General features: G+C 72.0%; 15 protein-coding genes. 10 read left to right on the plus strand and 5 right to left on the minus strand.

Going from position 1 to position 22,792, the window contains the following annotated elements:
- Positions 1 to 8: 8 nt before the first annotated feature.
- On the plus strand, positions 9 to 1,523 hold the full coding sequence (locus WME75_RS15275; protein ID WP_437491237.1) for an MATE family efflux transporter: 1,515 nt from the start codon (positions 9 to 11) through the stop codon (positions 1,521 to 1,523).
- A gap of 7 nt (positions 1,524 to 1,530) precedes the next feature.
- On the opposite strand, the gene WME75_RS15280 is transcribed toward WME75_RS15275, so the two are convergent.
- From WME75_RS15280 to WME75_RS15300, 5 genes are all read right to left on the minus strand, one after another.
- Complete coding sequence (locus WME75_RS15280) at positions 1,531 to 3,603, minus strand: bifunctional aldolase/short-chain dehydrogenase (RefSeq protein ID WP_437491240.1); 2,073 nt, start codon at positions 3,601 to 3,603, stop codon at positions 1,531 to 1,533.
- Between the two features lie 46 nt (positions 3,604 to 3,649).
- On the minus strand, positions 3,650 to 4,966 hold the full coding sequence (gene ahcY / locus WME75_RS15285; protein ID WP_437491243.1) for an adenosylhomocysteinase: 1,317 nt from the start codon (positions 4,964 to 4,966) through the stop codon (positions 3,650 to 3,652).
- A complete protein-coding gene (locus WME75_RS15290; RefSeq protein ID WP_437494827.1) occupies positions 4,963 to 6,093 on the minus strand; it encodes a methyltransferase in 1,131 nt (376 codons plus the stop codon). The genes ahcY and WME75_RS15290 overlap by 4 nt, the downstream gene beginning before the upstream one ends.
- 150 nt (positions 6,094 to 6,243) lie before the next feature.
- Complete coding sequence (locus WME75_RS15295) at positions 6,244 to 7,539, minus strand: M16 family metallopeptidase (RefSeq protein ID WP_437491246.1); 1,296 nt, start codon at positions 7,537 to 7,539, stop codon at positions 6,244 to 6,246.
- Positions 7,536 to 9,332 carry a peptidylprolyl isomerase gene (locus tag WME75_RS15300; protein ID WP_437491249.1) on the minus strand — a complete coding sequence of 599 codons (1,797 nt, stop codon included), beginning with the start codon at positions 9,330 to 9,332 and terminating at the stop codon, positions 7,536 to 7,538. The genes WME75_RS15295 and WME75_RS15300 overlap by 4 nt, the downstream gene beginning before the upstream one ends.
- 129 nt (positions 9,333 to 9,461) lie before the next feature.
- Here WME75_RS15300 and WME75_RS15305 point away from each other — a divergent pair, with 129 nt between their 5' ends.
- The 9 genes from WME75_RS15305 (at position 9,462) to WME75_RS15345 (ending at position 22,789) form a co-directional block, all read left to right on the plus strand.
- Positions 9,462 to 9,971, plus strand: coding sequence for a hypothetical protein (locus WME75_RS15305; protein ID WP_437491251.1), 510 nt, complete (start codon positions 9,462 to 9,464; stop codon positions 9,969 to 9,971).
- Between the two features lie 87 nt (positions 9,972 to 10,058).
- Positions 10,059 to 10,433 carry a PilZ domain-containing protein gene (locus WME75_RS15310; RefSeq protein ID WP_437491254.1) on the plus strand — a complete coding sequence of 125 codons (375 nt, stop codon included), beginning with the start codon at positions 10,059 to 10,061 and terminating at the stop codon, positions 10,431 to 10,433.
- Between the two features lie 128 nt (positions 10,434 to 10,561).
- Positions 10,562 to 10,987 (plus strand): hypothetical protein, encoded by a 426-nt coding sequence (locus tag WME75_RS15315; RefSeq protein ID WP_437491257.1) that lies wholly within the window; start codon positions 10,562 to 10,564, stop codon positions 10,985 to 10,987.
- 10 nt (positions 10,988 to 10,997) lie between these two features.
- A complete protein-coding gene (locus WME75_RS15320) occupies positions 10,998 to 13,097 on the plus strand; it encodes an ATP-dependent DNA helicase (RefSeq protein ID WP_437491260.1) in 2,100 nt (699 codons plus the stop codon).
- A gap of 415 nt (positions 13,098 to 13,512) precedes the next feature.
- Positions 13,513 to 14,100, plus strand: a complete 588-nt coding sequence (locus tag WME75_RS15325; protein ID WP_437491263.1) for a gluconate 2-dehydrogenase subunit 3 family protein — start codon at positions 13,513 to 13,515, stop codon at positions 14,098 to 14,100.
- Complete coding sequence (locus tag WME75_RS15330; protein WP_437491266.1) at positions 14,097 to 15,743, plus strand: GMC family oxidoreductase; 1,647 nt, start codon at positions 14,097 to 14,099, stop codon at positions 15,741 to 15,743. Before WME75_RS15325 ends, WME75_RS15330 begins: the two co-directional genes overlap by 4 nt.
- 226 nt (positions 15,744 to 15,969) lie before the next feature.
- On the plus strand, positions 15,970 to 17,793 hold the full coding sequence (locus WME75_RS15335; protein WP_437491268.1) for a sigma 54-interacting transcriptional regulator: 1,824 nt from the start codon (positions 15,970 to 15,972) through the stop codon (positions 17,791 to 17,793).
- Between the two features lie 358 nt (positions 17,794 to 18,151).
- The gene (locus tag WME75_RS15340; protein WP_437491271.1) at positions 18,152 to 19,471 is read left to right on the plus strand and encodes a zinc-ribbon domain-containing protein; all 1,320 of its coding nucleotides are present in this window, start codon (positions 18,152 to 18,154) and stop codon (positions 19,469 to 19,471) included.
- A 222-nt stretch (positions 19,472 to 19,693) separates the two neighbouring features.
- Positions 19,694 to 22,789, plus strand: a complete 3,096-nt coding sequence (locus WME75_RS15345; RefSeq protein WP_437491273.1) for a hypothetical protein — start codon at positions 19,694 to 19,696, stop codon at positions 22,787 to 22,789.
- Positions 22,790 to 22,792 lie beyond the last annotated feature (3 nt).

Consider the following 22,792-nt stretch of genomic DNA (forward strand, 5'->3'; position numbering starts at 1 on the left):
AGCCTGCGATGGCTCAGATAGCCCTGTCCGCCCCGGGATCGAACGCCGTTACCTCGGGCCCACCGCATCGCGCCATCCTGCGGCTCGCGCTGCCGACCGTGGCGGCGATGCTCACCCAGAGCATCGTCAACGAGATCGACATCGTCTTCTTCGCGCACCTGCCGTGCCCCGAGTCGTCGAACGCGCACGCGGCGCTCCTGCCGTCGCTGATCGTCCTCTGGCTGTTCGGCGGCTCGCTCAGCGCGGTCTCGGTCGGCACGCAGGCGTTCACCGCGCGACGATTCGCCGAGAAGCGGCCCGAGGACGCGGGTGCGGTCCTCGCGAACGCCCTGTTCTTCGCGATCGTCGCCGGCGTCGCGTTCTCCGTGATCGGGTACCTGACGATGCCGTACATCCTCTCGGTCATCATCAAGGTGCCCGACGCGCGGCAGGCGGCGCTCGACTACCTCGGCTGGCGCCTGCTCGGGGTGACGTCGATGGCGGCGACGTTCGCCCTGAAGGCGTTCTTCGACGGCATCGGCAAGACGCACATCCACCTCGTCTCGGCGCTCGCGATGAACGCGCTGAACATCGTGCTCTGCCTCGTGCTCATCTTCGGCAACGCCTCGCTCGGCATCCCGAAGTACGGCATCGCCGGGGCGGGCATCGCGGGCTTCATCTCGACCTACGTCGGCCTCGCGATCATGGTCGTGTACGCGCTCCTGCCGCAGTACCGGCGCCTCTACCGCCCGTTCGCCACGAGCAAGCTCTCGGTCCCGCTCACCTGGTCGATCCTCAGGCTGTCGATCCCGAGCGCCGTCGCCACCGTCGCCATCATGACGGGCTTCGCCCTGTTCTACGCGATCGCCAGCAAGCTCGACCAGGTCGCGCCGGCGGGCGTGATCTCGCCGCTCTGCCCCGGCGGCCGCGCCGAGCCGGTCTACGGCGCGGCGACCACGGTGATCGTCGGGATCTTGAAGCTCACGTTCACCGCCTGCCTGGCCTTCGGCACGTCGACCGCGACCCTTGTCGCGCAGTCGCTCGGCGAGAAGGACGGCGACAAGGCCGCGCGCTTCGGCTGGGTGAGCGTCCGGCTGGGGCTCGTGATCTTCGGGGTCGTCGGCCTGCTCGAGGCGATCTTCGCCCCGCAGATCCTCGCGTTCGCCAGCAGCAGCGAGCTCGTCCAGGCCGCGGCGCTCCGGCCGCTCCAGGTGATGGGCATCTGCACGCCGCTCGTCGCGGTCGGCATGATCCTGACGCAGGCGCTCTTCGGCGCGGGCAACACCGTGTTCGTGATGGTGGTGGAGCTCATCCTGCACTTCACCTGCCTCGTCCCGCTCGCGTGGCTGCTCGGCATCACGCTCGGCTTCGGCCTGATGGGCATCTGGGGGGCCGGCGTCATCTACGTCGTCCTCCTCGCGGCGACCATGGTGTGGAAGTTCCGCTCGGGGGACTGGAAGAAGATCCGGCTCGACGCCCAGCATCCGCCCGACAAGGCCGTGCTCGGCGCGGAGGGCGGCGGTCCGGGCGTGGAGGGGCTCTGACCCGCGCTCAGCGGGGGAACGCGGCGGCGTTCCCGCCGTCGACGGTCACGACGCAGCCCGTCGTGGCCTCGGCGGTCGCGAGATAGACGAAGGCCTGCGCCACGTCGGCCGCGGTGGTCTCGCGCCGGAGCAGGTTGTCGCGGAAGTAGTCGTCGACCGAGACGTTGCGGGCGCGGGCGCGGGCCTCCAGCAGACCGGCGCCGAACAGCGCGGTCCGGATGCGGTCGGCGTTCACGGCGTTCGCCCGGATGCCCTGGGGGCCGAGGTCGACGGCGTACTGGCGCATCAGCGCGACGAGCGCCGCCTTGGCGACGGAGTACGGGCCGAAGTCGGGCCCCTGGTTGAACGCGCTCTTCGACGCGTTGAACAGGAGCGCGCCGCCCGAGTCCTGGGCGAGCAGCACCCGCGCCGCCGCGCGGGCGACGTTCTGGTGGCCGAGCAGGTTCAGCTCGAGCGAGGCGCACAGGGCCTCGTGTCCCTCCGACGTGTGGATGGGCCCCGAGAACGCGCGGCCGGCGTTCGACACGACGACGTCGACGCCGCCGAAGTGCGCCGCCGCCTGCGCGAACGCCCGGTTCACGCTCGCCTCGCTGCGCACGTCGCAGGCGATCTTCGTGCAGCGGCCGCGGTGGCGTCCCCCGAGCTCGGCGGCGGCCTTCTCGAGGGGCTCCTCGTCGCGATCGGCCAGCACCACGTGCGCTCCCGCGGCGAGGAACGCCGCCGCCGTCGCGTGGCCGATCCCCGAGGCGGCGCCCGTCACCAGCGCGACCCGCCGATCGAGCGGGCCTCTCTGCCCCGCCCCGAGCTTCAGCTTCGCCTGCTCGAGGCTCCAGTACTCCATGTCGAAGAGGTCGAGCTCCGGGACCGGCTGGTACCCGCCGAGCGCCTCGGCGGCCTCGATCACCGACACGGTGTGATCGTAGACGTCCGCGACGATCTCCGCCTCGGCGTGCGAGCCGCCGACGCACAGCGCGCCCACCCCGGGGAAGAGCAGCACCCGCGGGAACGGATCGAGCTCGTCGCGGGCGACGCCCCGCGCGGCGCAGGAGCGGCGGAAATACTCGTGGTACTCGGCCACGTACCTCGCGATGCCCTGCTCGACGGCCGCGCGGAAGCGCGCCGTGTCGGTGACGTCGCCGCCGTCGACGATGAGCGGCCGCGCCTTGGTGCGGATGACGTGATCCGGGGTCGCGCAGCCGATCTGCGAGGCCCGCGCGACGTCGTCGCGGTCGCAGAACGCGATCAGCTGCAGGCTGGTGCGGAGCGTGCAGACCCAGGGGCGACCCGAGGCGCGGGCGAGCGCGCCCCGGACGACCGGCCCGATGGCGGCCCGGAACTCCGGATCGGGCGCCGCGACCGTCGGGTGCGGGACGATCGCGCTGCGCTGGGCGATGTAGCGCTCGGCGCGCGTCACGGCGTCGATCATGCGCGCATAGCTCTCCTCGGCGGTGTCGCCCCACGTGAAGACCCCGTGCTTGTCGAGGATCATCACCGACGGGAGCGCCCCTTGCGCGAGGCGCGCCCGGACGAGCTCGGCGACGCGACGGGCGAGCGCGAAGCCCGGCATGACATACGGCACGAAGAGCGCCTGGTCCCCGTAGATCTCCCGCACGATCTCGGCCGAGCCGGGCTGATCGATGACCGAGAGCACGGCGTCCGCGTGGGTGTGATCGACGAACTTCGCGGGGAGGATCGCGTGCAGCAGCGCCTCGACCGACGGCGTGGGGCTCGATGGATCCAGCATCTGGCCGCGCAGGAGCGCGACCATCTGCTCGTCGGTCATCGCCTCGAGCTCGCACGCGCGCTGGAGCGGCGCGAGGCGGCACGCGGGGAAGCCGCGCGGCTCGATGGTCGCGAGATCCCACCCGCTGCCCTTGATGAAGAGCACGTCGACGCGATCGCCGAGCAGGTCGACGGCCGTGCTCTTGACGCTCGTGTTCCCGCCGCCGTGGAGCACGAGCGACGGATCGGCGCCGAGCAGGCGCGAGGTGTAGACGCGGAGGGCGAGATCCTCGCCGCAGGCAGCGGCGTAGGTGTCGAGGTAGCGCTGGGCTTCGTCCCTGCTGTGGCGAGGATCCATCGTTCGGCCGCCTACCCCAGCGGCGGAGGCGCCGAAAGCCCGCCGCTCAGTACCGGTAGTTCTCGGCCTTGAACGGGCCCTCGGCGGGGATGCCCAGGTACTTCGCCTGGTCCTGCGTGAGCTGCGTCAGCTCGACCCCGAGCTTCGGCAGGTGCAGCGCGGCGACCTTCTCGTCGAGCTTCTTCGGCAGCAGGTGGACGCCGACCGTGTACTTCTCCGTCCACAGGGCGATCTGCGCGAGGACCTGGTTGGAGAACGAGGTCGACATCACGAACGACGGGTGGCCCGTGGCGCACCCGAGGTTCACGAGCCGGCCGCGCGCGAGGACGATGAGCCGCTTGCCGTCCGGGAAGATGAAGTGATCGACCTGCGGCTTGATGTTCTCCTCCTTGATCTCGGGGTTCTTCTCGAGCCACGAAATCTGGATCTCCGAGTCGAAGTGGCCGATGTTGCAGAGGATCGCCTCGTCCTTCATCGCGGTCATGTGCTCGGCGCGCACGACGTCGGCGCATCCGGTCGCCGTGACGAAGATGTCGGCGACCGGGGCGACGCTCTCGAGGCGCTTCACCTCGTAGCCCTCCATCGCCGCCTGCAGCGCGCAGATCGGGTCGATCTCGGTGATGATCACGCGCGCCCCGAGGCCGCGCAGCGACTGCGCGCACCCCTTGCCGACGTCGCCGTAGCCGCACACGACGGCGACCTTGCCGGCGAACATCACGTCGGTGGCCCGCTTGATCCCGTCGCCCAGCGACTCGCGGCAGCCGTAGAGGTTGTCGAACTTGCTCTTCGTCACCGAGTCGTTGACGTTGATCGCGGGCACCTTCAGCTTGCCGGCGCGGTGCATCTCGTAGAGCCGGTGCACGCCCGTCGTCGTCTCCTCCGAGAGCCCGCGGATCGGGTCGTTGCCGGCGAAGAGCTCCGGGTGCTTCTCGTGGGCGATGATCGTGAGATCGCCGCCGTCATCGAGGATCATGTTGGGCCCCTTGCCGCCCTTGAAGGCGTAGATCTGCTGCTCGATGCACCAGTCGTACTCCTCGAGGGTCTCGCCCTTCCAGGCGAAGACCGGGACGCCGGCCGCCGCGATCGCCGCCGCGGCGTGGTCCTGCGTCGAGTAGATGTTGCAGCTCGACCAGGTGACCTCGGCGCCGAGGGCGACCAGCGTCTCGATCAGCACCGCGGTCTGGATCGTCATGTGGAGGCAGCCGGCGACGCGCGCGCCCTTGAGCGGCTGCGATGCGCCGTACTCGGCCCGGAGCGTCATCAGGCCCGGCATCTCCTTCTCGGCGATGCGGATCTCCTTGCGACCCCAGTCAGCAAGCGTGATGTCGGCGACCTTGTAGGAGAGCTTTTTCTCAGCAGTCATGGTGTCCCTTTGCCTTTTCCGGTGAATGCGCTCGAACGCGCGCCGCGCCAGCCGACGAGCAGCTGCCAAACGAGGTGTCGATCCGGACCTTCGCCCTGCCAGGCGGACGGAAGCCGCCGGATCTCGACGCCGGAGAGCCCGGCCTCCTCGGCGAGGCGCCGGAGGTCGTCCGGCGAGAAGCCGAGCCAGACGTCCGCCTCCTGCTCTCGCAGGGTCAGATCGTGGTGCGCCTCGTAATCGAGCACGCACACCGCGCCGCCGCGGGCGTGCGCGGCGTCCTCGCCGCGGCCGGGCGCGGCGTCCTCGCCGCGGCCGGGCGCGGCCGGCCGCGCGAGCTCGACGAGGGCGCGCATCGCCCGCGCCGGCTGCGGCGCGTGGTGCAGCACGCGGGCCGCGAGGACCACGTCCGCGCCGCCGGAGAGGGCCTCGCCGGCCTCCGGCGGACCGCCGCCGAGCGCGCGGGCCACGGCCTGGATCACCTCGGGCCCGTCGATCTCGCCGCACACGAGCTCGACGTTCTCGAGGCTGCGCCGCCGCAGGCGCTCGCCCGCGAGCTGCAGCTGGGCGCTCGCGCGATCGAGCCCGACGACGCGGTCGAAGACGGGGGACAGCACCTCGAGCAGCGCCCCATCGCCGGTGCCCGCGTCGACCGCCAGCCGGCGGTGGGGCAGGAGCGGCGCGAGCGCGGCGAGGTAGGCGGCGAGCTCGGACGGCGGCCCCGGGCGCAACGGGCGCCCGCCGCGCGCGAAGAACTCGCGCGTCTCGGCGTCGCGCGCCGCGAGCACCTCCTCGATGCGCGCGAGCGTCCCGTCGGCCGCGCACGCGCGCTGCCCCGCGCGCACGGCGTCGTCGACCACGGGGTCGCTCGTGGCGCGCGGGTCGAGGCGGAGCAGCGTCCACGTGCCCTGACGGCGTGCCAGCAGGATCCCCGCCTCGCGCAGCGCGGCCGCGTGGCGCGAGATTTTCGGCTGGCCCTCACGGAGCAGCTCGGCCAGCTCGCCGACCGCCAGCTCCTCCGCTGCGGCCAGGCCGAGGAGCCGCACCCGCACCGGATCCGAAAGGAGCCGGTACAGCTCGCACCGCGCGACCGCCCCCATCGGCTCGGCCGGGACCTCCGTGACCGTCATCACGGTTCACATATATGCATCGATGCGCATGAATGCAAATTGAAAATTCACGCGCAGGAGCGTGTCGGCGGTGACGCGGACGTCCGCCAGTCAGCCGCGGACGGGCTCAGCCGAACGAGCGGACGGGATCCGTTGAAGTTGCGGACGGGCTCAGGCGAACGAGCGGACGGCCTTGTCGAGCTTCGCCTCTTCCGAGGAGCGGAGCAGGCCCACGGCCACCACGGTGAGGCGCTCTGGTCGGAACAGCGCGCGCGCGGCGTTGCGCACGTCCTCGGCCGTGACGCGGGCGAGCTCCTCGTGCCGCGCCTCCGGGGTGCGGGTGATGTCGGCGAGCGCGGCGAGCCCGTGGAAGCCGGCGGTCGCCTCGGCGTCGTCGAGCATCGCCTCCACCGACCACAGGTGGCGGTCGCGCGCCTTGGCGAGCTCGTCCTCGCGCGGGCCGACCTCGGAGAGCTCGCGGAGCAGCGAGAAGATCTCCCGGACCACCACGGTCGCGCGGTCGTGCTGCACGCCCGCGGCGATGTCGACGACCCCGTCGTCCTCGTAGGCCTCGAACATCCCCGACACGTCGTAGCAGAGGCCCAGCCGGTCGCAGATCCGCTCGTAGAGCCGCGTCGACATGCCGTCGTCGAGGACGCGGAGCAGCATCTCCACGGCGGGCTCGCGCGGATCGCGCTCGCTCACGCCACGGAACGCGACCCGCAGCTCGGTCTGGCTCGACTGGTTCTCGATGAAGCGGAACCGCGGCTTCTTCTGTCCGTTCGGCGGCGGCGCGGCGGGCACCTGCTCGCCGCGCGGCATGGCGCCAAAGTGCCGCTCGACGGCCCGCGCGCACGCGTCTGGATCGAGCCGCCCGGCGAGGCAGAGCACCGCGTTCGCCGTCGTGTAGTGCCGGGCGTGGTGGGCGCGCAGCATCGGCTCGTCGAAGCGATCGAGCGCGTCGATGCCGCCGGTGATGGTGAAGCCGAGCGGGTGCCGCTCGTACATGAGGGCGCGCGCGTTGTTGTCCGGGTCGATGTCGCGCCCCTCGTCGTCGAGGTCCTCGAGGATCTCCTCGCGCACGATGCCGCGCTCGACCTCGATCGAGGTGAAGCGGGGCGACGTGGCGACCTCGCCGAGCAGGGCGATCACCGGCTCCAGGTTCGCCGGCGGCACGGAGATGCTCATCACGCCGTGGTCGACGTGGGTCGCCGCGTAGAGCGTCCCGCCGAGCCGCTCGAACGCGAGCGCCTGCGCGTGCGCCGACGGCAGCGTCGGCGTCCCCCGGAACACCATGTGCTCCAGGAAATGGGAGATCCCGTTGTTCTGCGGGTTCTCGAACCGCGAGCCGACGCGCAGGTAGAGCGAGGCGACCGCCCGGTGGACATGCGGCTGCGGGACGAGGACGACCTTGAGGCCGTTCGAGAGGAGGACGTCGCGAGCGTCACGCGGCGGGAGCGACGTCATTCCCCCTCGTCCCCGAGCGGGAGCTCCGGCTCGCCGGAGCCGTCCTCGGCCGGCCTGGACTCCTTGAGGAGGCCCTGGTCGTACTTCACCTCGCTGCCGATCGTCGACTTCAGCCGGCGCATGTACCCGATGAGCGCGTCGTTCTGCTTCGCGGCGCGCATCGCGGCGGTGTAGAACTCGCGGTCCTTGTCCCATTGCTCCTGGCTCGCGGACGTCTTCTCCTTGAGCTGGATCACGGCGTAACCGTTCTCCAGCGCCACGATGTCCTTGGGCAGATCGCCCGGCTTGTCGAGCTGGAAGGCGATGCGCGCGGCCTCGGTGCTGTCCCTCGCGTCCGTGATCGGGGAGCCCGACACGTTGAACGGCAGGCTCGCCTCGACGGTCGGCCGGTTCGGGTGGTTCGCCGTCGTGTAGGGCGGCCGCGCCGCGCCAGGCTCGGCCTGGCCGCTGTCCTTCGCCCCCTCGTCCTTGTTCCCGTCCTGCTTCGCGGCGGCGGGCTGCGCCCCCGCGGCGGCGCCGGCCTTGTCCTTCGCGGGCGCGAGCTGGGCCAGGTAGGCGGCGAGCGCGTCCTCCAGCGACTTGCCGCCCGCGGCGGCGGCGAGCACCTGCTTCGCGGCCTCGGCCGCGAGCCGCTCCGACTCGTGGGCGATGTACAGGTCGCGCGCCGTCTCCAGCCGGCCGATCCTCTCGGCGTCGGCGTCCTTCGCGATCTGCTCGAGCTTGATCACGTGGAAGCCGTCCTCGGTCTCGATGAGGTCCGACACCTCGCCCGCCTTCATCTCGAAGAGCTTGTCCTCGACAGGCTTGCTGAGCCGGCCCTTGGTCACGCAGCCGAGATCGCCGCCGCGCGCCGCGCTCGGATCGTCGCTCGCGCTGCGCGCCACGTCGGCGAAGCTCTCGCCCTTCTTGAGGCGCTGGACCGCCGCCTCGATCCGGGCCTTCGCGGCCGCCTTGCCCGCCTCCGGCCCCTGCTCGGCCTCCGCGGGCTGCACCTCGACCATGAGGTCCCGGGCGACCCGGCACTCGGGCAGATAGTGCGCCTTGCGCCCCTCCCAGGTCTTGTCGAGCTCTTCCTTGTTGGCGTCCGCCCAGGCCTGGATCGCCTTCTCCGAGGTGTCGACGATGAGGTCGCTGTAGAAGCGCCGATCGAAGCGCACGTAGCTGAGCGTCCGGGTCGACTTCTCGCGCGAGAACTGCTCGAACGCCTCGCTGTCACCGACCCGGACCCGCGCGCGGATGAGGTCGCGCATCCGCGCGGCGACGAGCTCCTTCCGCTGAGTTTCGCGGAAATCCGTCGGGCTCATCTTCGTGATGTTCCGGATTTGCTTCTCGTACTGCTTGCTGTCGAACTTCTTTGTCTGGCGGTTGCGGACGTCCAGGTAGCGAATGAGGTCTTCCCGGAGGTTCAGGGCGTAACCGACCTGGCGGATCTTGTCCGCCGGCAGCGAGACACGCACCCTGCCGGCCACGAGCTCGGCCGTGAGCTCGTCGTCCGAGACGCTGATCCCGAGGCGCTCCGCGTCCTCGTTGAGCAGCCACCGCTCGTAGAGCCCCTCCGCTGTGAGCCGCCGGTACCCCATCGCCCGGAGGCGGTTTTCGTCGACGGCGCGCATCGCGAGCAGGTTCCTCGAGGCGTTGAAGTCGACCGAGGAGATGCAGCTGCCTCGGACCTCGACGACGCAGCTGCTCGCGGTCGACTGCACGGGGCCCGTGCTCGGGCGGAACTGGACGATGAAGACGACGGCGATCGCGATGACGATGGCAGCGCCGAAGATTTGGCTCAATCTGTTCACGAAGGGCTTGCTCCCGGGGCGTGCGCCGCTCGCTCCTCGAGCGGCCTCCCGCCTTGGCCAGGCGCGGCATAGCACGGCGTCGACGGCGTGTCTTTACGGCGGTCGAGAGCGGGGCTAGGGGCACAGGCCATGGCAAGCTCGAAGTCACACCTCCCTGATTGCGGCCTCTACCTGACGACAAAGCCGCTCCCCGGAAACGAGGACAAGGTGCCTGCCGGCATCCTCGTCTCCTTCCACAACCACTCGGACAACGGTCTGCCGACGGTCACGACGCCTGATCACAACGTGCACAACCGCTGGCACTTCCACGGCCCCGCCGTCGCGTTCCGGGGGACGACGTGGGCGGACTCGCTGCAGCGTCTCCCCGCCGAGGGGTTCTACACGCTGCGCAAGGAGCTCTCGTTCGACGGCGGCAACTGGCCGAAGGGCACGCTCGTGCAGCTCGGTTACACGCAGGCGGGCATGCCTATCCTGTTCATCGGCCGCGTGCGCTCGCGGCTCCAGGAGAACGACCTCTTCTTCTCCGACAAGGGCGTGGGCATCAAACGCGACCAGCTGTCCCTGCTCGAGCCCGTCTCCGTCTTCGAGGAGCCGAACGACGGCTCCGGCCACAAGCCCGACCATGCCGAAGCCCACTGAGCGGTCCCATCCTCCCGTCCCTGCTGGATATCAGCCATAGCCAACATTTCTGTCCTCGGGCACGGTCTGTGCTTGTAATTTTCTTCTGTGATTCGACGCAGAACCCTCACTCCCCCGTCGCTCCAGATTCCCCCTGAGCTCCTGGCCAACCGTCGCAGGAGCCCGCGACGCGAGCTGAGCGAGCGGGTCCGCCTCGAAGCCGCCGACCGTGCCGTCTCCGGCTGGACGCTCAACATGAGCGTCGGCGGGCTCCGGGTGGTGATAGAAAATTCACTCGACCCCGGCACGGAGCTAACGGTCTGGCTCGACGGTAGATCTCCGCGCCCAGGGCGGATCATGTGGGTGCAGGACGAGCCGGACGGGTCGATCGTGGGGGTCTGCTTCCTGGATGCCCCCGAGGGGGCAGAGATCCCGGGTCGTTTGGACGACGGGGCGTCGAGGTCGTCACGGTCGAGCTCGTGAGCGGGGACAAACGCGCCGGCCCGCCAAAGCGCCACACCCCTGCCAGCGCTGTCCGCTTGACGAGGCACCCGTAATTTTGCGATGGATGGTCCTGCTCGCAGCTGGGGGTAGCCGGAAACCAGCGGAAGATGCCGACACCCGCGGAGATAAAGAAGGCCCTGCTCCAAGCCGGATTCGAGGTTTATCGCACCCGGGGCGACGCCGTTCAGGTCGCCGAGCGGGTGCGGGAGAACCTCCTCATGGACTCGGGCATCGTCGTGGGCGCCGAGCCGCTGCGGGTCGGGTTCGTCGTGCGCGCCCAGCGCAACGACTTCCCGGGCGCGACGGACGAGCAGCTCTTCGAGCGGGCGCGGCGGATGGCCGAGCCCGCCGTGGCGCGCGGCTACACCGAGGGCGAGGCCGCGCTCCGGCACGTCCGCGACCCCGGTGACGCCGAGCGGACGCTGGACACCTGGTGCGAGATCCAGTTCGAGAAGCCGGTCGCGTCGCTCGAGGTCGCCCTCAGCGAGGTGGGGTTCGCCCTCTCGCTGGAGAAGACTGCCCTGCCGCGGTAAGCGGTCAACGATGCCCTTCGACCGAGCCGCGAGCCTGCTCGGGCCCTCCGGCCCGTTCGCGCGCGGGCTGCCGGGCTACGAGGACCGCGAGGGGCAGATCGCGATGGCGAGCGCCGTGGAGCGGGCGATCGCGGAGGACCGCATCCTCCTCTGCGAGGCGGGCACCGGGACCGGCAAGACGCTCGCGTACCTCGTCCCCGCCATCCTGAGCGGCCGCAAGGTCGTCGTCTCGACCGCGACCAAGGCGCTCGAGGACCAGATCTACACGAAGGATCTGCCGCTCGTGACCGAGCACCTCCGGCTGGATCCGCGCGCGGCGCTGGTGAAGGGGCTCGGCAACTACCTCTGCCTGCGCCGCTTCAACGAGCTCCGCCAGAGCCCCGGCGCGGGCGCCGGGACCGCGGGGCGCTCGCTGCCGCTCATCGAGGCGTGGGCGCAGGAGACCGAGATGGGCGACGTGGCGGAGCTCGCCTACCTCGCCGAGGGGGATCCGGTCTGGCGGGAGGTGGCGTCGTCCAGCGAGACGCGGCTGGGCGCGTCGTGCGACTACTTCGACGAGTGCTTCGTCACGCGGATGAAGCGCGACAGCGAGGCGGCGCGCCTCCTCATCGTCAATCATCACCTGTTCTTCGCGGACCTGGCCCTGAAGATCGCCGGGGCGCGCCGCGGCTTCGCCGGCGCGGGCGCGCTCCCGCCGTACGACGCGGTCATCTTCGACGAGGCGCACCAGCTCGAGGACATCGCGACGAGCTTCTTCGGCGTCCGCGTCTCGCGCGCGCGGGTCGACTCGATGCTGCGCGACGCGGACCGCGCGTTCATCACGTCGGGCCTCGCCGACCGCATCCTCGGGCGGGGCGAGGGGACGGCGATCACGGCCATCGTGCGCGAGTCCGCGGACGCGCTCTTCGATCGGCTCGCCGCGCTCGGCGGCGCCGCGGGCAGCGGGGATCGCGGCGACTCCCGGGTCCCGCTCGCCAGGGACGCGTGGTCCGGCGAGCTGCTCGGGGCCTATCATCGGCTCGACAACCACCTCGAGGCGCTCGCGGGGTACGCGAGCGCGAACGCGAGCAGCGAGGCGGTGCAGCTCGTCGGCAACCGCGCCGCCCAGCTGCGGGACGACGCCGCGCGGATCGTCGACCCCGCGACGAACCAGGTCACGTGGGTCGAGGTGCGCGGCCGCGCCGTCTCGTTCGGCGCGTCGCCGGTCGATCTCGGGCACATGCTGCGCGAGCACGTCTTCGCGCGGATCGGCGCCGTGGTGCTGACGAGCGCCACGCTGACCACGGGCGGCTCCGCCGGGTCGGGGTTCCGCTTCCTCCGCTCGCGGATGGGGCTCGACGCGGAGGTGCCGGTGCCGGTCGACGAGCTCACGGTTCCATCGCCCTTCGACTACCCGAACGCGGCGCTGCTCTACACGCCGCGCGACCTGCCCGAGGCGACCGACGCCGCGTTCGTCGAGCGCGGGGCCGATCGCATCGCCGAGCTCATCGGCATCACGGGCGGCGGCGCGTTCGTCCTCTGCACCTCGGTCCGCGCGATGAACGCGCTGGCCGCCGCCCTCCGCGTCCGGCTCGCGCGCGCCGCGGCCGAGGCCCGGGCGGGTGGCGGCGCTCCGCGGCAGCAGGCGCCGCTGCTCGTGCAGGGGGACGCGCCGAAGGGCGCGCTGCTCCGCCGCTTCCGCGCCGAGCGGCACGCCGTGCTGGTCGCGACGATGAGCTTCTGGGAGGGCGTGGACGTCCCCGGCGAGGCGCTGCGCCTCGTGATCATCGAGAAGCTCCCGTTCGCGGTGCCCACGGATCCTGTCGTCGCGGCCCGGTGCGCGGCGATCGAGCAGGGCGGCGGCAACCCGTTCATCGCCTACAGCGTTCCGCAGGCCGCGATCACCTTGAAGCAGGGCTTCGGCCGGCTGATCCGCGCGCGCACCGATCGGGGCATCGTCGCGATCCTGGACCGCAGGGTCCGCACGCGCGGCTACGGCCGCGTGCTGCTCGACAGCTTGCCCGACGCGCGCCGGACCGAGCGAATCGAGGACGTGCGCGCGTTCTGGGCCGCCGCAACGGCCGGCGCGGGAGCGGAGGGCGAGGAGCGTCGGCCGGGAGAGGCGCCCTGAGGCGAGGCGCAGGGCGAGCGTCGCGGTGAGGCGGTCGCGGGGCGGGGCGAGCGACCGCTTCGTCGATCGTCAGGGGTACGACGGCTTCCCGTAGATGCACCAGGCGCCGCCCTTCTTCCCGTAAGAGCGGCGTCTCCAGCCCGAACACCGGTCGGTTACGTCGGCTTCTCGTCTTCCCTCGACTCGTCGCCTCCGGCCTCTTCGCTCATGTCCACAGCGCTCTTCGGCTCGTCGCTCATCGGGCGCCGACCCTACCGCGATTGTCACAGGCGCAACGTCGGGCTGCGTAAATCAGGACAGGATGGTGCGCGAACACCCCGACGCAGTGCGAACGAAATTGCGCACTCTGGGCGTCGGACTACGCTGTCGAGGCAGCCAGGCGATGGCTTCCCGCTGGGAAGGAAGGAGTCGAGTGATGAGCGAGCTCGTTGCGCATCTGCCCGTGATCTGTCTCGTCATTGCCCTCGCGGCGCTCACGGCCGCCGCCGTGAGCCTCGCCCGCCGGGCTTCGGCCCCCGGGGCGCGCTCCCGTGCGCTCTCCGTGAGGGAGCGGGCCATCGTGGCTGCCTGCGCCGACGCGCTCTTTCCCGCCGGCGGCCCGATCCCGGTCTCCGGGACCGAGGCGGGGCTCGTCGAGTACATGGAGCACTACGTCGCCCGCACGCCGCGGCCTCTGCGGCCGTACATGCGGCTGCTCTTCCACTTCGTCGAGCTCTCTCCCTGGGTCTTCGGGCCGCGCCGCGCCCGCTTCACGCGCCTCCCGCAGGCCGATCGCATCGCGGTGCTCGCGTCGATGTCGCAGAGCTGCATCTACCTCCGGCGGGTCACGTTCCTCTCGCTCCGGACGATGCTCTCGATGGGCTACCTCGCGAACGAGAAGGTCGCCCGCGCGATCGGCGTCGCCTGCTGCGCCACGCCCTTCGAGCGCCGCGCCGCCGCGCGCGCGTCGGGAGAGCCGGTCGCCGTGAAGCCCCCGTCGCTCGCGCCGGGGGTGACGGCATGAAGCTACCCGACCCTCAGGAGCCGCCGCGCTCCGCGCACCCCGAGCGCGGCGACAAGCGCTTGCTCTCCGTGGCCACGCTCCGCTCGAGGGCCGAGGTGGAGCCGCTCCCGCCCGTCGAGCCGCGCTCCCAGGTGAAGGTGTTCGCCGACTACGACGGCGAGGTGCAGGCCTCGTGCGAGGTGCTCGTCGTCGGGTCGGGGCCGGGCGGGGCGGTCGTCGCCAAGGAGCTCGCCGAGGCGGGGCGCGACGTGATCCTCGTGGAGGAAGGCCCGCCGTTCGGGGTGGAGGATTTCCGGCAGGAGGCGGGCGAGTCGCTGGCGCGCACGCTGCGCGAGGGCGGGATGCGAGCCGCCCGGGGGCGCATGCTCATCCCGACCATGCAGGCGATCGCGCTCGGCGGCGGCTCGGTCGTCAACTCGGCGATCTGCGCGCGCTCGCCCGCCTGGGTGTTCGACAAGTGGGCGGAGCGAGCGGGGACGGCGGCGATCACGCTCGACGCGCTGCTGCCCCACTACCAGCGCGTCGAGCGCCTGCTCGGCGTCTCGCCCACGCCGGTGGAGGTGCAGGGCGAGCGCAACCTGCGCTTCAAGCGCGGCTGCGACGCGCTGGGGCTGTCGAGCGAGCCGACCCACCGCAACGTGCGCGGCTGCCGCGGCTCGGGCGAGTGCTTCACCGGGTGCCGCAACCGCGCGAAGATGTCGACCGATATCTCGTACGTCCCGGCCGCGATCCGGGCAGGCGCGCGTGTGTTCACCAGCGTCCGCGCCGAGCACCTGCTCGTCTCCGGCAGGCGGGCCGCCGGGATGCGCGGTCGCACCATCGAGCCCTTCACGTGGCGCGAGGGCGCGCCCGTCGAGATCCGGGCGAAGCTCGTCGTGCTCGCCGCGGGCTGCATGGCCACGCCGCTGATCCTGCTCCGCAGCGGCGCCGCCAACTCGAGCGGCCACGTGGGCAACGAGCTGCAGCTCCACCCGGGGCTCGCCATCATGGCGGTGTTCCCGGATCCCACCGATCCATGGGAGGGCGCGACCCAGGGCTATCATTCGCTCCACTTCCTCGAGCAGGGCATCAAGCTCGAGGTCCTCTGGTCGCCCCCCGCCGTGCTTGCCGCGCGGTTCCCCGGCTTCGGGCACGACTACCAGCGTCACCTCCGGACCTACAACCGGATGGCGCCGTTCGACGTGATCATCGCGGCCGAGCAGTCGCGCGGGACGGTCCGCCCGAAGCGCGGCTGCTGGGATCCCGATGTGCGGTTCGACTACGCACCGCGCGACGTCGAGAAGATCCAGCGCGGTCTGGGCATCCTGTCCGACATCTGCTGGGCGGCAGGGGCCGCGTCGATCCTGCCCGGGCTGCACGGCGTCCCCGACGAGCTGACTTCGCCGGAGGAAGCCGAGATCTTGAAGAGCAAGCGGCTCGACGGGCGCGACACGATCACCGCGGCGAACCACGCCTTCGGCACGGCGCGGATGTCGCGGCGGCCGCGGGACGGGGTCGTCGACGAGGAGGGGCGCTGCCACGATCTCGACAACGTTTACGTCGCCGACACGAGCATCTTTCCTGGAAGTCCTGCCGTGAACCCGATGCTTACGTGCATGGCGCTGGCAGATCGCATCGCATGCGGCATCATCGAGCGCTGGTGATGCGCGCGGCGGCGTGTCACCACAGGAGTCAGCGATCCGGGGGCGTCGCGCGCGTTGCGCAGGTGCGCAGGAACGACATGTCACGGACGGCATGTGAGGGGGGCCTTGCACCCGAGAAGGAGGCAACTCCCGAGTTGATGAGAGGCCCGCGCGAGCTACAAGTTTAACGGCACGTTTCATAACGCACGGGGCCGAGCCGTCCGTCCGCCGAGCTGGGAGGGAAGCTTTGGGACCGAACGCAGTTTCTGCTGCAATTCCGCGCGGGCAGGCGCGCGCGCCGCACCGGAGCCACAGCCACCACGGCCGGGTGCTCCTCGTCGAGGATGAGCCTGACCAGGCAGCCATCCTCGAGGCGGTGCTGCGCCACGAAGGGCTCGACGTGGTCGTCGCGTCGAGCGGCGAGCAGGCGCTCGAGATCCATCAGCGGACGCCGGCTGACGTGCTCGTCACGGATCTCAACCTGCCCGGGATGACGGGCGTCGATCTCATGCGCCGGCTCTCGCCGAGCGAGCTCGATGGCCCCGAGCCGAAGGCGCCGCCGCCCCACGTGGTCATGGTCACCGGCGCCGCGTCGATCACGAGCGCCGTCGACGCCCTCAAGCTGGGAGCGGCCGACTACCTCCAGAAGCCGCTCGATCCCGCGCGCCTCGTGCTGCTCGTGCGCGAGCTGCTCTCGTCGCCGCCGACCGAGTTCGACGACGACGATCCCCTCCACGGGCAGCTCGTGTTCGAGGGGATGATCGGCGGCTCGACGCGGATGCGGGAGGTCTTCACCCGCATCGATCGCGTCGCCGCGACGATGGCGCCCGTGCTGATCGTCGGCGAGAGCGGCACGGGCAAAGAGCTCGTCGCGCGCGCCATTCACAACCGGAGCCGCCGTCGCGCCGGCCCGTTCGTGCCGGTGCACACCGGGGCGATCCCGCGCGAGCTCATCGGCAGCGAGCTCTTCGGTCACGAGAAGGGGTCGTTTACCGGCGCGTTCGCGGCCGCGGAGGGCAAGTTCGAGGCGGCGGCCGGCGGCACCGTCTTCCTCGACGAGGTGGGCACGATGGACGCTGCCGTGCAGGTCAGCCTCCTCCGCGTGCTCGAGACGTACCGGTTCACCCGCGTCGGCGGCCGCAAGGAGATCGAGGCCGACGTGCGCGTCGTCGCCGCGACGAACAAGGATCTGCTCGACCTCGTCGACGACTGCGTCTTCCGCGAGGACCTCTACTACCGGCTCAACGTGTTCACGGTGACGCTGCCGCCGCTGCGCGAGCGCCGGGACGACATCCTGCCGATCGCCGAGCGCTTCCTGATCAAGTTCGCCAAGCGCTACGGCACCCCGGCCCGCCGCCTCTCGGACGCCGCCGTCGAGCGGCTGACGGAGCACGACTGGCCGGGCAACGTCCGCGAGCTGCGCAACGTCATCGAGCAGACCGCGCTCTTCGCCTCGACCGAGCTGGTCTCGGCGAACGACGTCCAGCTCGGCCAGGGCCGGATCGAGCGGCGGTCTGCCCGGCGTTCTTACGACAGCATCTCGACGGGGAGGGCTGCGGCGCCGGTCGTCCATCCCGAGCCGGCCGAGCCGCTGTCGGTGCCGATCGTCCACGTGTCCGACATGGCGGTCCCCTCCGAGCCGGCGCCGTCGCACGTCGTCACCGCGCCGCCTGCGCCGCCCTCCACGGGCCCTGCCTCGCTCCCGCGGAGGCCGCAGGGGGAGGTGGCAGGCGTGCACGAGGCCGAGCCGCCGCGGGACGCCGGTGAGGCGGCGGAGCACCCGCTCGTGCTGCGCCTCCCGGTCGGCACGCGCCTGGCCGACGCGGAGCGCAAGCTCATCCTTCTGACCCTCGAGGCTGTGCGCGGCAACAAGCAGCGCGCGGCCCGCGTGCTCGGGATCAGCCGCCGCGGCCTGTACTCGAAGCTGCAGGCGTACGGGGAGCACGTGGGCAGCCATGAGGCCCCGGGGCCGAGCGAGAGCGTCGAGCCGCAGGACCCGGTCGACGATGTGCCGGTCGTGGTCGACGAGCCCAGCCTCGAAGAGCTCGGCTCCGTGCGCGGCGACGCCTGAACGGGGATCTCTCGCCGCGCCGTCCTGCCGTACGGCAGCACTCCAGCCTCGTCGGACCCCGACACCGCTGAGTGTGAGCCGCATCCCCACCGAGCACCGGCGTCTGAGGCGCTCCGCAAGGCGGCTGGTCCCACTCCAGGAGCCGGCCTGCGGGCTCCTACGATGCGTCCCGACAACGGTTACGTCGGCGGTCCGTCCCTTTGTGCTTTACGAAGGGACGACGACCTCGGCTATCGTAAAGCGGAGCTGCGAGATCAGACGCGCGACTGGCACGTCAGAGAGCGGGCCACCGGCGCGGCATCAAGGTAAACTCTACGCGACGCCTCGCCGGCACCACACCCCTGCGGGCCAGCCCCCAATGAAGATCACCTGCCAGTCCTGTCAGTCGAAATACACCGTCTCGGACGAGAAGGTCCAAGGCAGAACCGTCAAGATCAAGTGCCGCAAATGCGGCGCCACGATCCTCGTGAACAGCTCGGGCGTGACGACCAACGGCGGGGTCGCCGATCCGGTCTCCGGCACGAGCGTTCCGGCCGACGGGACCACGTACCTGGTCAACGTGGCGGATGGCGATCAACGCTCGATGACGGTGGCCGAGATCGTCGCCAGCTATCAGGCGGGGGCGATCAACGCCGAGACGTACATCTGGGCGGACGGCATGGCCGACTGGCAGCCGCTCGGCCAGGTCGACACGATCGTCGCGGCGCTGCACGCTGGCAGCGCCCCGGCCTCCGTGGCCGCGCAGGACTCGGCGCCCGTGCCGTCGCAGTCCGTGCCCAGCGCCGCCGCGCCGGTCGGTCCGACGTCTCCGGGGGTCGAGGCGGTCGCGGCGGCCGCTCCTCGCGCGGCCGCGGTGCGCCGCGATCCGGCGCGCCCGACGCAGGACCTCTTCGGCGCGAGCCCGGGGCCCGAGGCGCACCGGCCCAGCTCCGACGACGTGGCCACGAGCGCTCCGCTCTTCAAGAGCGGCGCTGCTCCTGGCCAGCGCGACGAGAACTCGATGCTGTTCTCGCTGAGCGCCCTCACGGCGAAGGCCGCCCCTGCTCCGGCACGGTCGGCCGTCAGCGCCTCGGAGGACTCCGGCCTCATCGACCTGAAGGCCCTCGCCTCGGGGGCCGGCGTCCGAGCGCCGTCGCCGGTCGCGAGCATCGTCGCCAGCGACGGCGGCCTGTTCCAGCTCAGCGCGCCCATCGTGACCACGGCGCGGGCGCCGTCCGTCGCGCCGCCGACCGTCGATGCCCCTGCCAAGAACCGGGCGCCGATCATCATCGGCGCCGGCATCGCGATCGCGGGCATCGCGATCGCAGGCGTCTTCCTCCTGATGAAGGGCGGCGGCGAAACGCCGGCGCCCACCGCTGCCGAGACCACGCCGCCCGTGGCGGCGGCCCCGGCGACGACGGCGCCCCCCGAGCCCGAGCCGCCGGCGCCCACCGCGACGGCGACCGCGAGCGCCACGGCAGAGCCGGTCGCGACCGCGGCGCCGACCGCCGCCCCGGCGGCAGCGGGCGCGCGCGCGGGCTCGAGGCCGCGTCCGGCCAGCGGCAGCACCGGGGGCAAGGCGCAGCAGTCCGGCGCGGCCACTCCCACACCCGCCGCCCCGGCCCCGAAGCGCGGCGGCTGCGGGTGCGCGGTGGGCGATCTGATGTGCGCGATGCAGTGCTCCGCCAAGGGCAAGTGAACGCGCGGGGGCTGTCGTCAGGCCCCCCGCTGTGAACCGGAGCGCCTCGCCGGTTGAGCTGCGCTCCTGCGGCTGGCGACTCGCCAGCGCTGGCCGCGCGAGGCGCGATCGCCGCGAGCCGACGGACGAGACCACGCACGAGCTGAGCCGTGGCTGTCTCCGTCGAGCGGACGGCAGCAAGAACGGTGCGGCGCCCCGGGGGGCGCGCTAGCATCGTCCGTCATGACCGAGCCCGACGGGCGGCTGCACGCGTCGATTCCTCGGTGGACGCCCGGCGCCGCGCCGCTCGTCGCGATGACGCTGCTCCTCGGCGTGAGCGCTGCAGGGTGCGGCGGACGGGCGGCGGTCGCGTCGGCCGGAGGGCAAACGTCGAGCGATCACGGCGGCGCTGCGCAGGCGTCGCTCTCGGCGCCGGGCGGCCGAGCCGCGCGGGGGGCGCTCGTGACGATGGTCACGCCGTCGCTGCTGCTCCCGGATCTCGTCGGAGAGCGCGGCGTGGTGGCCAGCGAGGCGGGGGCCAAGCGGGTGCTCATCGATCGCATGCGGGTCATCGCGCACGACGATGGATCGATCGAGCGCGCCGCTGACCTGTTGCCGTCGGGTCAGGTCACCGCGCTCAAGCTCCCGACGCGGCTCGGCGGCGGTTACCTGTTCTACGCGTCGAACCGCGGGAGCGCGCAGCTCTGGCGCGCTCAGGCGTGGCTCGCCCCGCTCGAGCCGCTCGTCCAGCTGCCGTCGGAGGCGAACGAGATCATCGCGGGGTTCGATCGCCTCTATGCCCGGCTCTCGCACAGCCATCGGCTCTTCGCGATCGATGCGCAGACGGGCGCGGCGATGCCGCTCGGCCCGCTTCCACCGGCGAGCGCCTACGGCCAGCTCGCGTTCGCCGACGGCTGGCGCGCCGTGGTCGAGGCCGACCTGCGCGGCCTGCTCGTCACCTTCGACGCCGGGGCCACGTGGCGTGAGGTCGAGATCGACGCGCGGCCGACCGCCGTGAGCATCATCGGCGGCGATCCGGCGGTGATGACGGCGAACGGGTTCTACGCGGTCGATGCCCGCGGCGGCGTGACGTACCGGACCCTCGACGCGTCGGACGATGTGCAGGAGCCCCCGGCGCGCGCCCAGGGGCCGTTCGGGCGGCGCGCGCTGCGCACCGCGGTCGAGGACGGGTGGCCCGACTCGATCTCGACCGCGGTGGTGGCTCGTGGCGGCGCCCTCGCGCGCGTATCGCTGCGCGACGGGTCGGTCGTGGACGTCGCGCCGGACGCCTACTCCGAGCGCGAGGCGACGTGCCATGCGATCCGCACCGGCGCATCGTTCGGCTTCGTCTGCGGCGAGCGCGAGGGGCCGACGACGCTCTACGCCTTCCAGCGGCCGCTCGGCATGCGCCGGCTGATGCGCTTCGACAAGCCCCGCTTCGTGGCCTCGAGCGGCAACGGCGCGCTGGTGATCCGCGGCTCGTGCGGCGAGGACGGCGATGCGCGGGACGGCCGCGCGTACTGCATCGTCGCCGCCGAGGGAGGCACACGCGAGATCCACGTCCGCGCGCCCGCGCGAGACATCGGCATCGAGCGTGTCGTCGCGCTCGCGGACGGGCGGGTCGCCGTCCTCTCGCCGCCTCGTCCCGGCGCGTCGGGGCAGCTCACGCTGCTCAAGGGGAGCGATGTCACCGCCGTCCCCTTGATCCTTCCGACCAAGCCCCGCAGCACCGCCCGCGACCTGCAGCGCGGTATGTGGCTCGAGGGGTTCGAGGAGCGGGAGCCTGGCGTGCTCGGCGGCTGGGTGGAGGCGGGCGGCCCGATCGTGGGCGTCCGGATCGACGTGAAGAGCGGCAACGTGACCGCCGGCGCGCCGCGCCAGGACGGTACGGGCGCGCTCCTGTCAGGACGGTTCGCGCTCTCCCTGGGAGAGGGCGAGCTCGCCGCCGAGTCGACGGACGGCGGCATGACGTGGCGCTCGATCGAGGTGCCGGAGCGCGACGCCGACACGGCGGCGTCCCGGACGCGCGCGTGCGGCCCCGTCGGCTGCGTCTTCAAGGGCTGGATCCGGGTCGGCTGGGGGAAGACGGCGGTGCCGGACGATCTCGCCGAAGCGAAGCCGCCGCCGGTGCTTCAGACGCCGCTGCGCGCGGGGAGCCCGGTCGGGATGCGCTGCGAGGCGCTCGGCTCTTCGACCCCGCCGCTGCCGGAGAGGCCGTCGGCCGCGCGCGCCGCGCCCGCCGTGCGGCCAGCGCCGTCGGCCGTGCGCTCGGCGTCCAAGGCGGCGACGGCTTCCGCGTGGGCTCCGTTCCGCAACACGCCGCCGCCCGCGCTCGGGGCGGATGAGATCGGCTTCGACAACGGAGCCCCGTACGACATCGTGACGATGCGCGCCTACGCGTGGGGCAAGCGGGGCGCTGACTGGGCGCGCGCCGGGCGATGGCTCATCCGCTTCGATGACCGCTTCGACCCGGAGGGCGGGGTGCGCTCCAGCGGCGTGAGCGCCTCACCCTGGTCGGATGAGGCGTCGGCCGCCGAGGCGCTCGGGGTGGCCAGCTACGGGGCTGCCTCCTGGGGCGCGTACCTCGATCCCGGCGGACGGGCTGCGTTGACCCACGTGTGTCGTGGCGCTGGGTGCAACCTGTTCGCCGTCTCCGAGGGGCTGCCGGTCCTTCCGCTTCGCGACAGCGCGGGCCGCGCCGGCAATTTCCTCCGGCCGTTCCCGAACGGCGCCGTCCGGCTCGGCGAGACCTGGTTCTTCGTGACGCCCGGCGGCTCGTACGAAGCCGTGGCGCTGTGGCGCGCCGATCTCGGGATCGCGCGGCAGCTGGCGACCTACCATCGCCCTGGGCGCACGAGCTATGGCGTCGATCCGCCGCGCCTCGTCCGGCGCGTGCTGGGCGGCGGCGTCGGCCTGCTCATCTCGACGGCCCCGGACCCTGGCGTGCGCGCCGGCTCCTGGCACGTGCTCCCGATCGATCGCGATACGGGTGCGCTCGGCGAGGCGGTGCCGCTCGGCCGCAAGGATCTCGTGGACACGCCGCTCGACCGCTGTCATCCGGGTCAGGACGGCTGGCTGCTCGACACCAGCCTGGAGGGCTCGCCGAGCTTCGATCTCGGCGGCAGCTATCCGTCCGTCGATGGCGCCGAGTTCCGGCTTCGCCTAGATCCCGGCAGCGCGTGCGTCGAGGCGATGTCGGTGAGGCTGCAGGGCACCTTCTCGAAGGCACCCGAAAAGCAGCTCGATATCGCCGCCGGCGCGATCCCGCTCGCGGCGACCGAGCGGACGACGGGCCGGAGGTGGTGGTTGCGCTGCGAGCCGAAGGACGCTGCCAGGTGAGCG

Source organism: Sorangium sp. So ce1014 (assembly GCF_051521505.1).
Classification (GTDB): domain Bacteria; phylum Myxococcota_A; class Polyangia; order Polyangiales; family Polyangiaceae; genus Sorangium.

Excerpts from the sequence above, each read along its gene's own strand:
- WME75_RS15295 (WP_437491246.1), bottom strand. The coding sequence starts at position 7,539 with ATGACGTCGCTCCCGCCGCGTGACGCTCGCGACGTCCTCCTCTCGAAC.
- WME75_RS15340 (WP_437491271.1), top strand. The coding sequence starts at position 18,152 with ATGAAGATCACCTGCCAGTCCTGTCAGTCGAAATACACCGTCTCGGAC.
- WME75_RS15280 (WP_437491240.1), bottom strand. The coding sequence starts at position 3,603 with ATGGATCCTCGCCACAGCAGGGACGAAGCCCAGCGCTACCTCGACACC.
- WME75_RS15275 (WP_437491237.1), top strand. The coding sequence starts at position 9 with ATGGCTCAGATAGCCCTGTCCGCCCCGGGATCGAACGCCGTTACCTCG.
- WME75_RS15320 (WP_437491260.1), top strand. The coding sequence starts at position 10,998 with ATGCCCTTCGACCGAGCCGCGAGCCTGCTCGGGCCCTCCGGCCCGTTC.
- ahcY (WP_437491243.1), bottom strand. The coding sequence starts at position 4,966 with ATGACTGCTGAGAAAAAGCTCTCCTACAAGGTCGCCGACATCACGCTT.
- WME75_RS15315 (WP_437491257.1), top strand. The coding sequence starts at position 10,562 with ATGCCGACACCCGCGGAGATAAAGAAGGCCCTGCTCCAAGCCGGATTC.
- WME75_RS15325 (WP_437491263.1), top strand. The coding sequence starts at position 13,513 with ATGAGCGAGCTCGTTGCGCATCTGCCCGTGATCTGTCTCGTCATTGCC.
- WME75_RS15290 (WP_437494827.1), bottom strand. The coding sequence starts at position 6,093 with ATGACGGTCACGGAGGTCCCGGCCGAGCCGATGGGGGCGGTCGCGCGG.
- WME75_RS15330 (WP_437491266.1), top strand. The coding sequence starts at position 14,097 with ATGAAGCTACCCGACCCTCAGGAGCCGCCGCGCTCCGCGCACCCCGAG.
- WME75_RS15345 (WP_437491273.1), top strand. The coding sequence starts at position 19,694 with ATGACCGAGCCCGACGGGCGGCTGCACGCGTCGATTCCTCGGTGGACG.
- WME75_RS15305 (WP_437491251.1), top strand. The coding sequence starts at position 9,462 with ATGGCAAGCTCGAAGTCACACCTCCCTGATTGCGGCCTCTACCTGACG.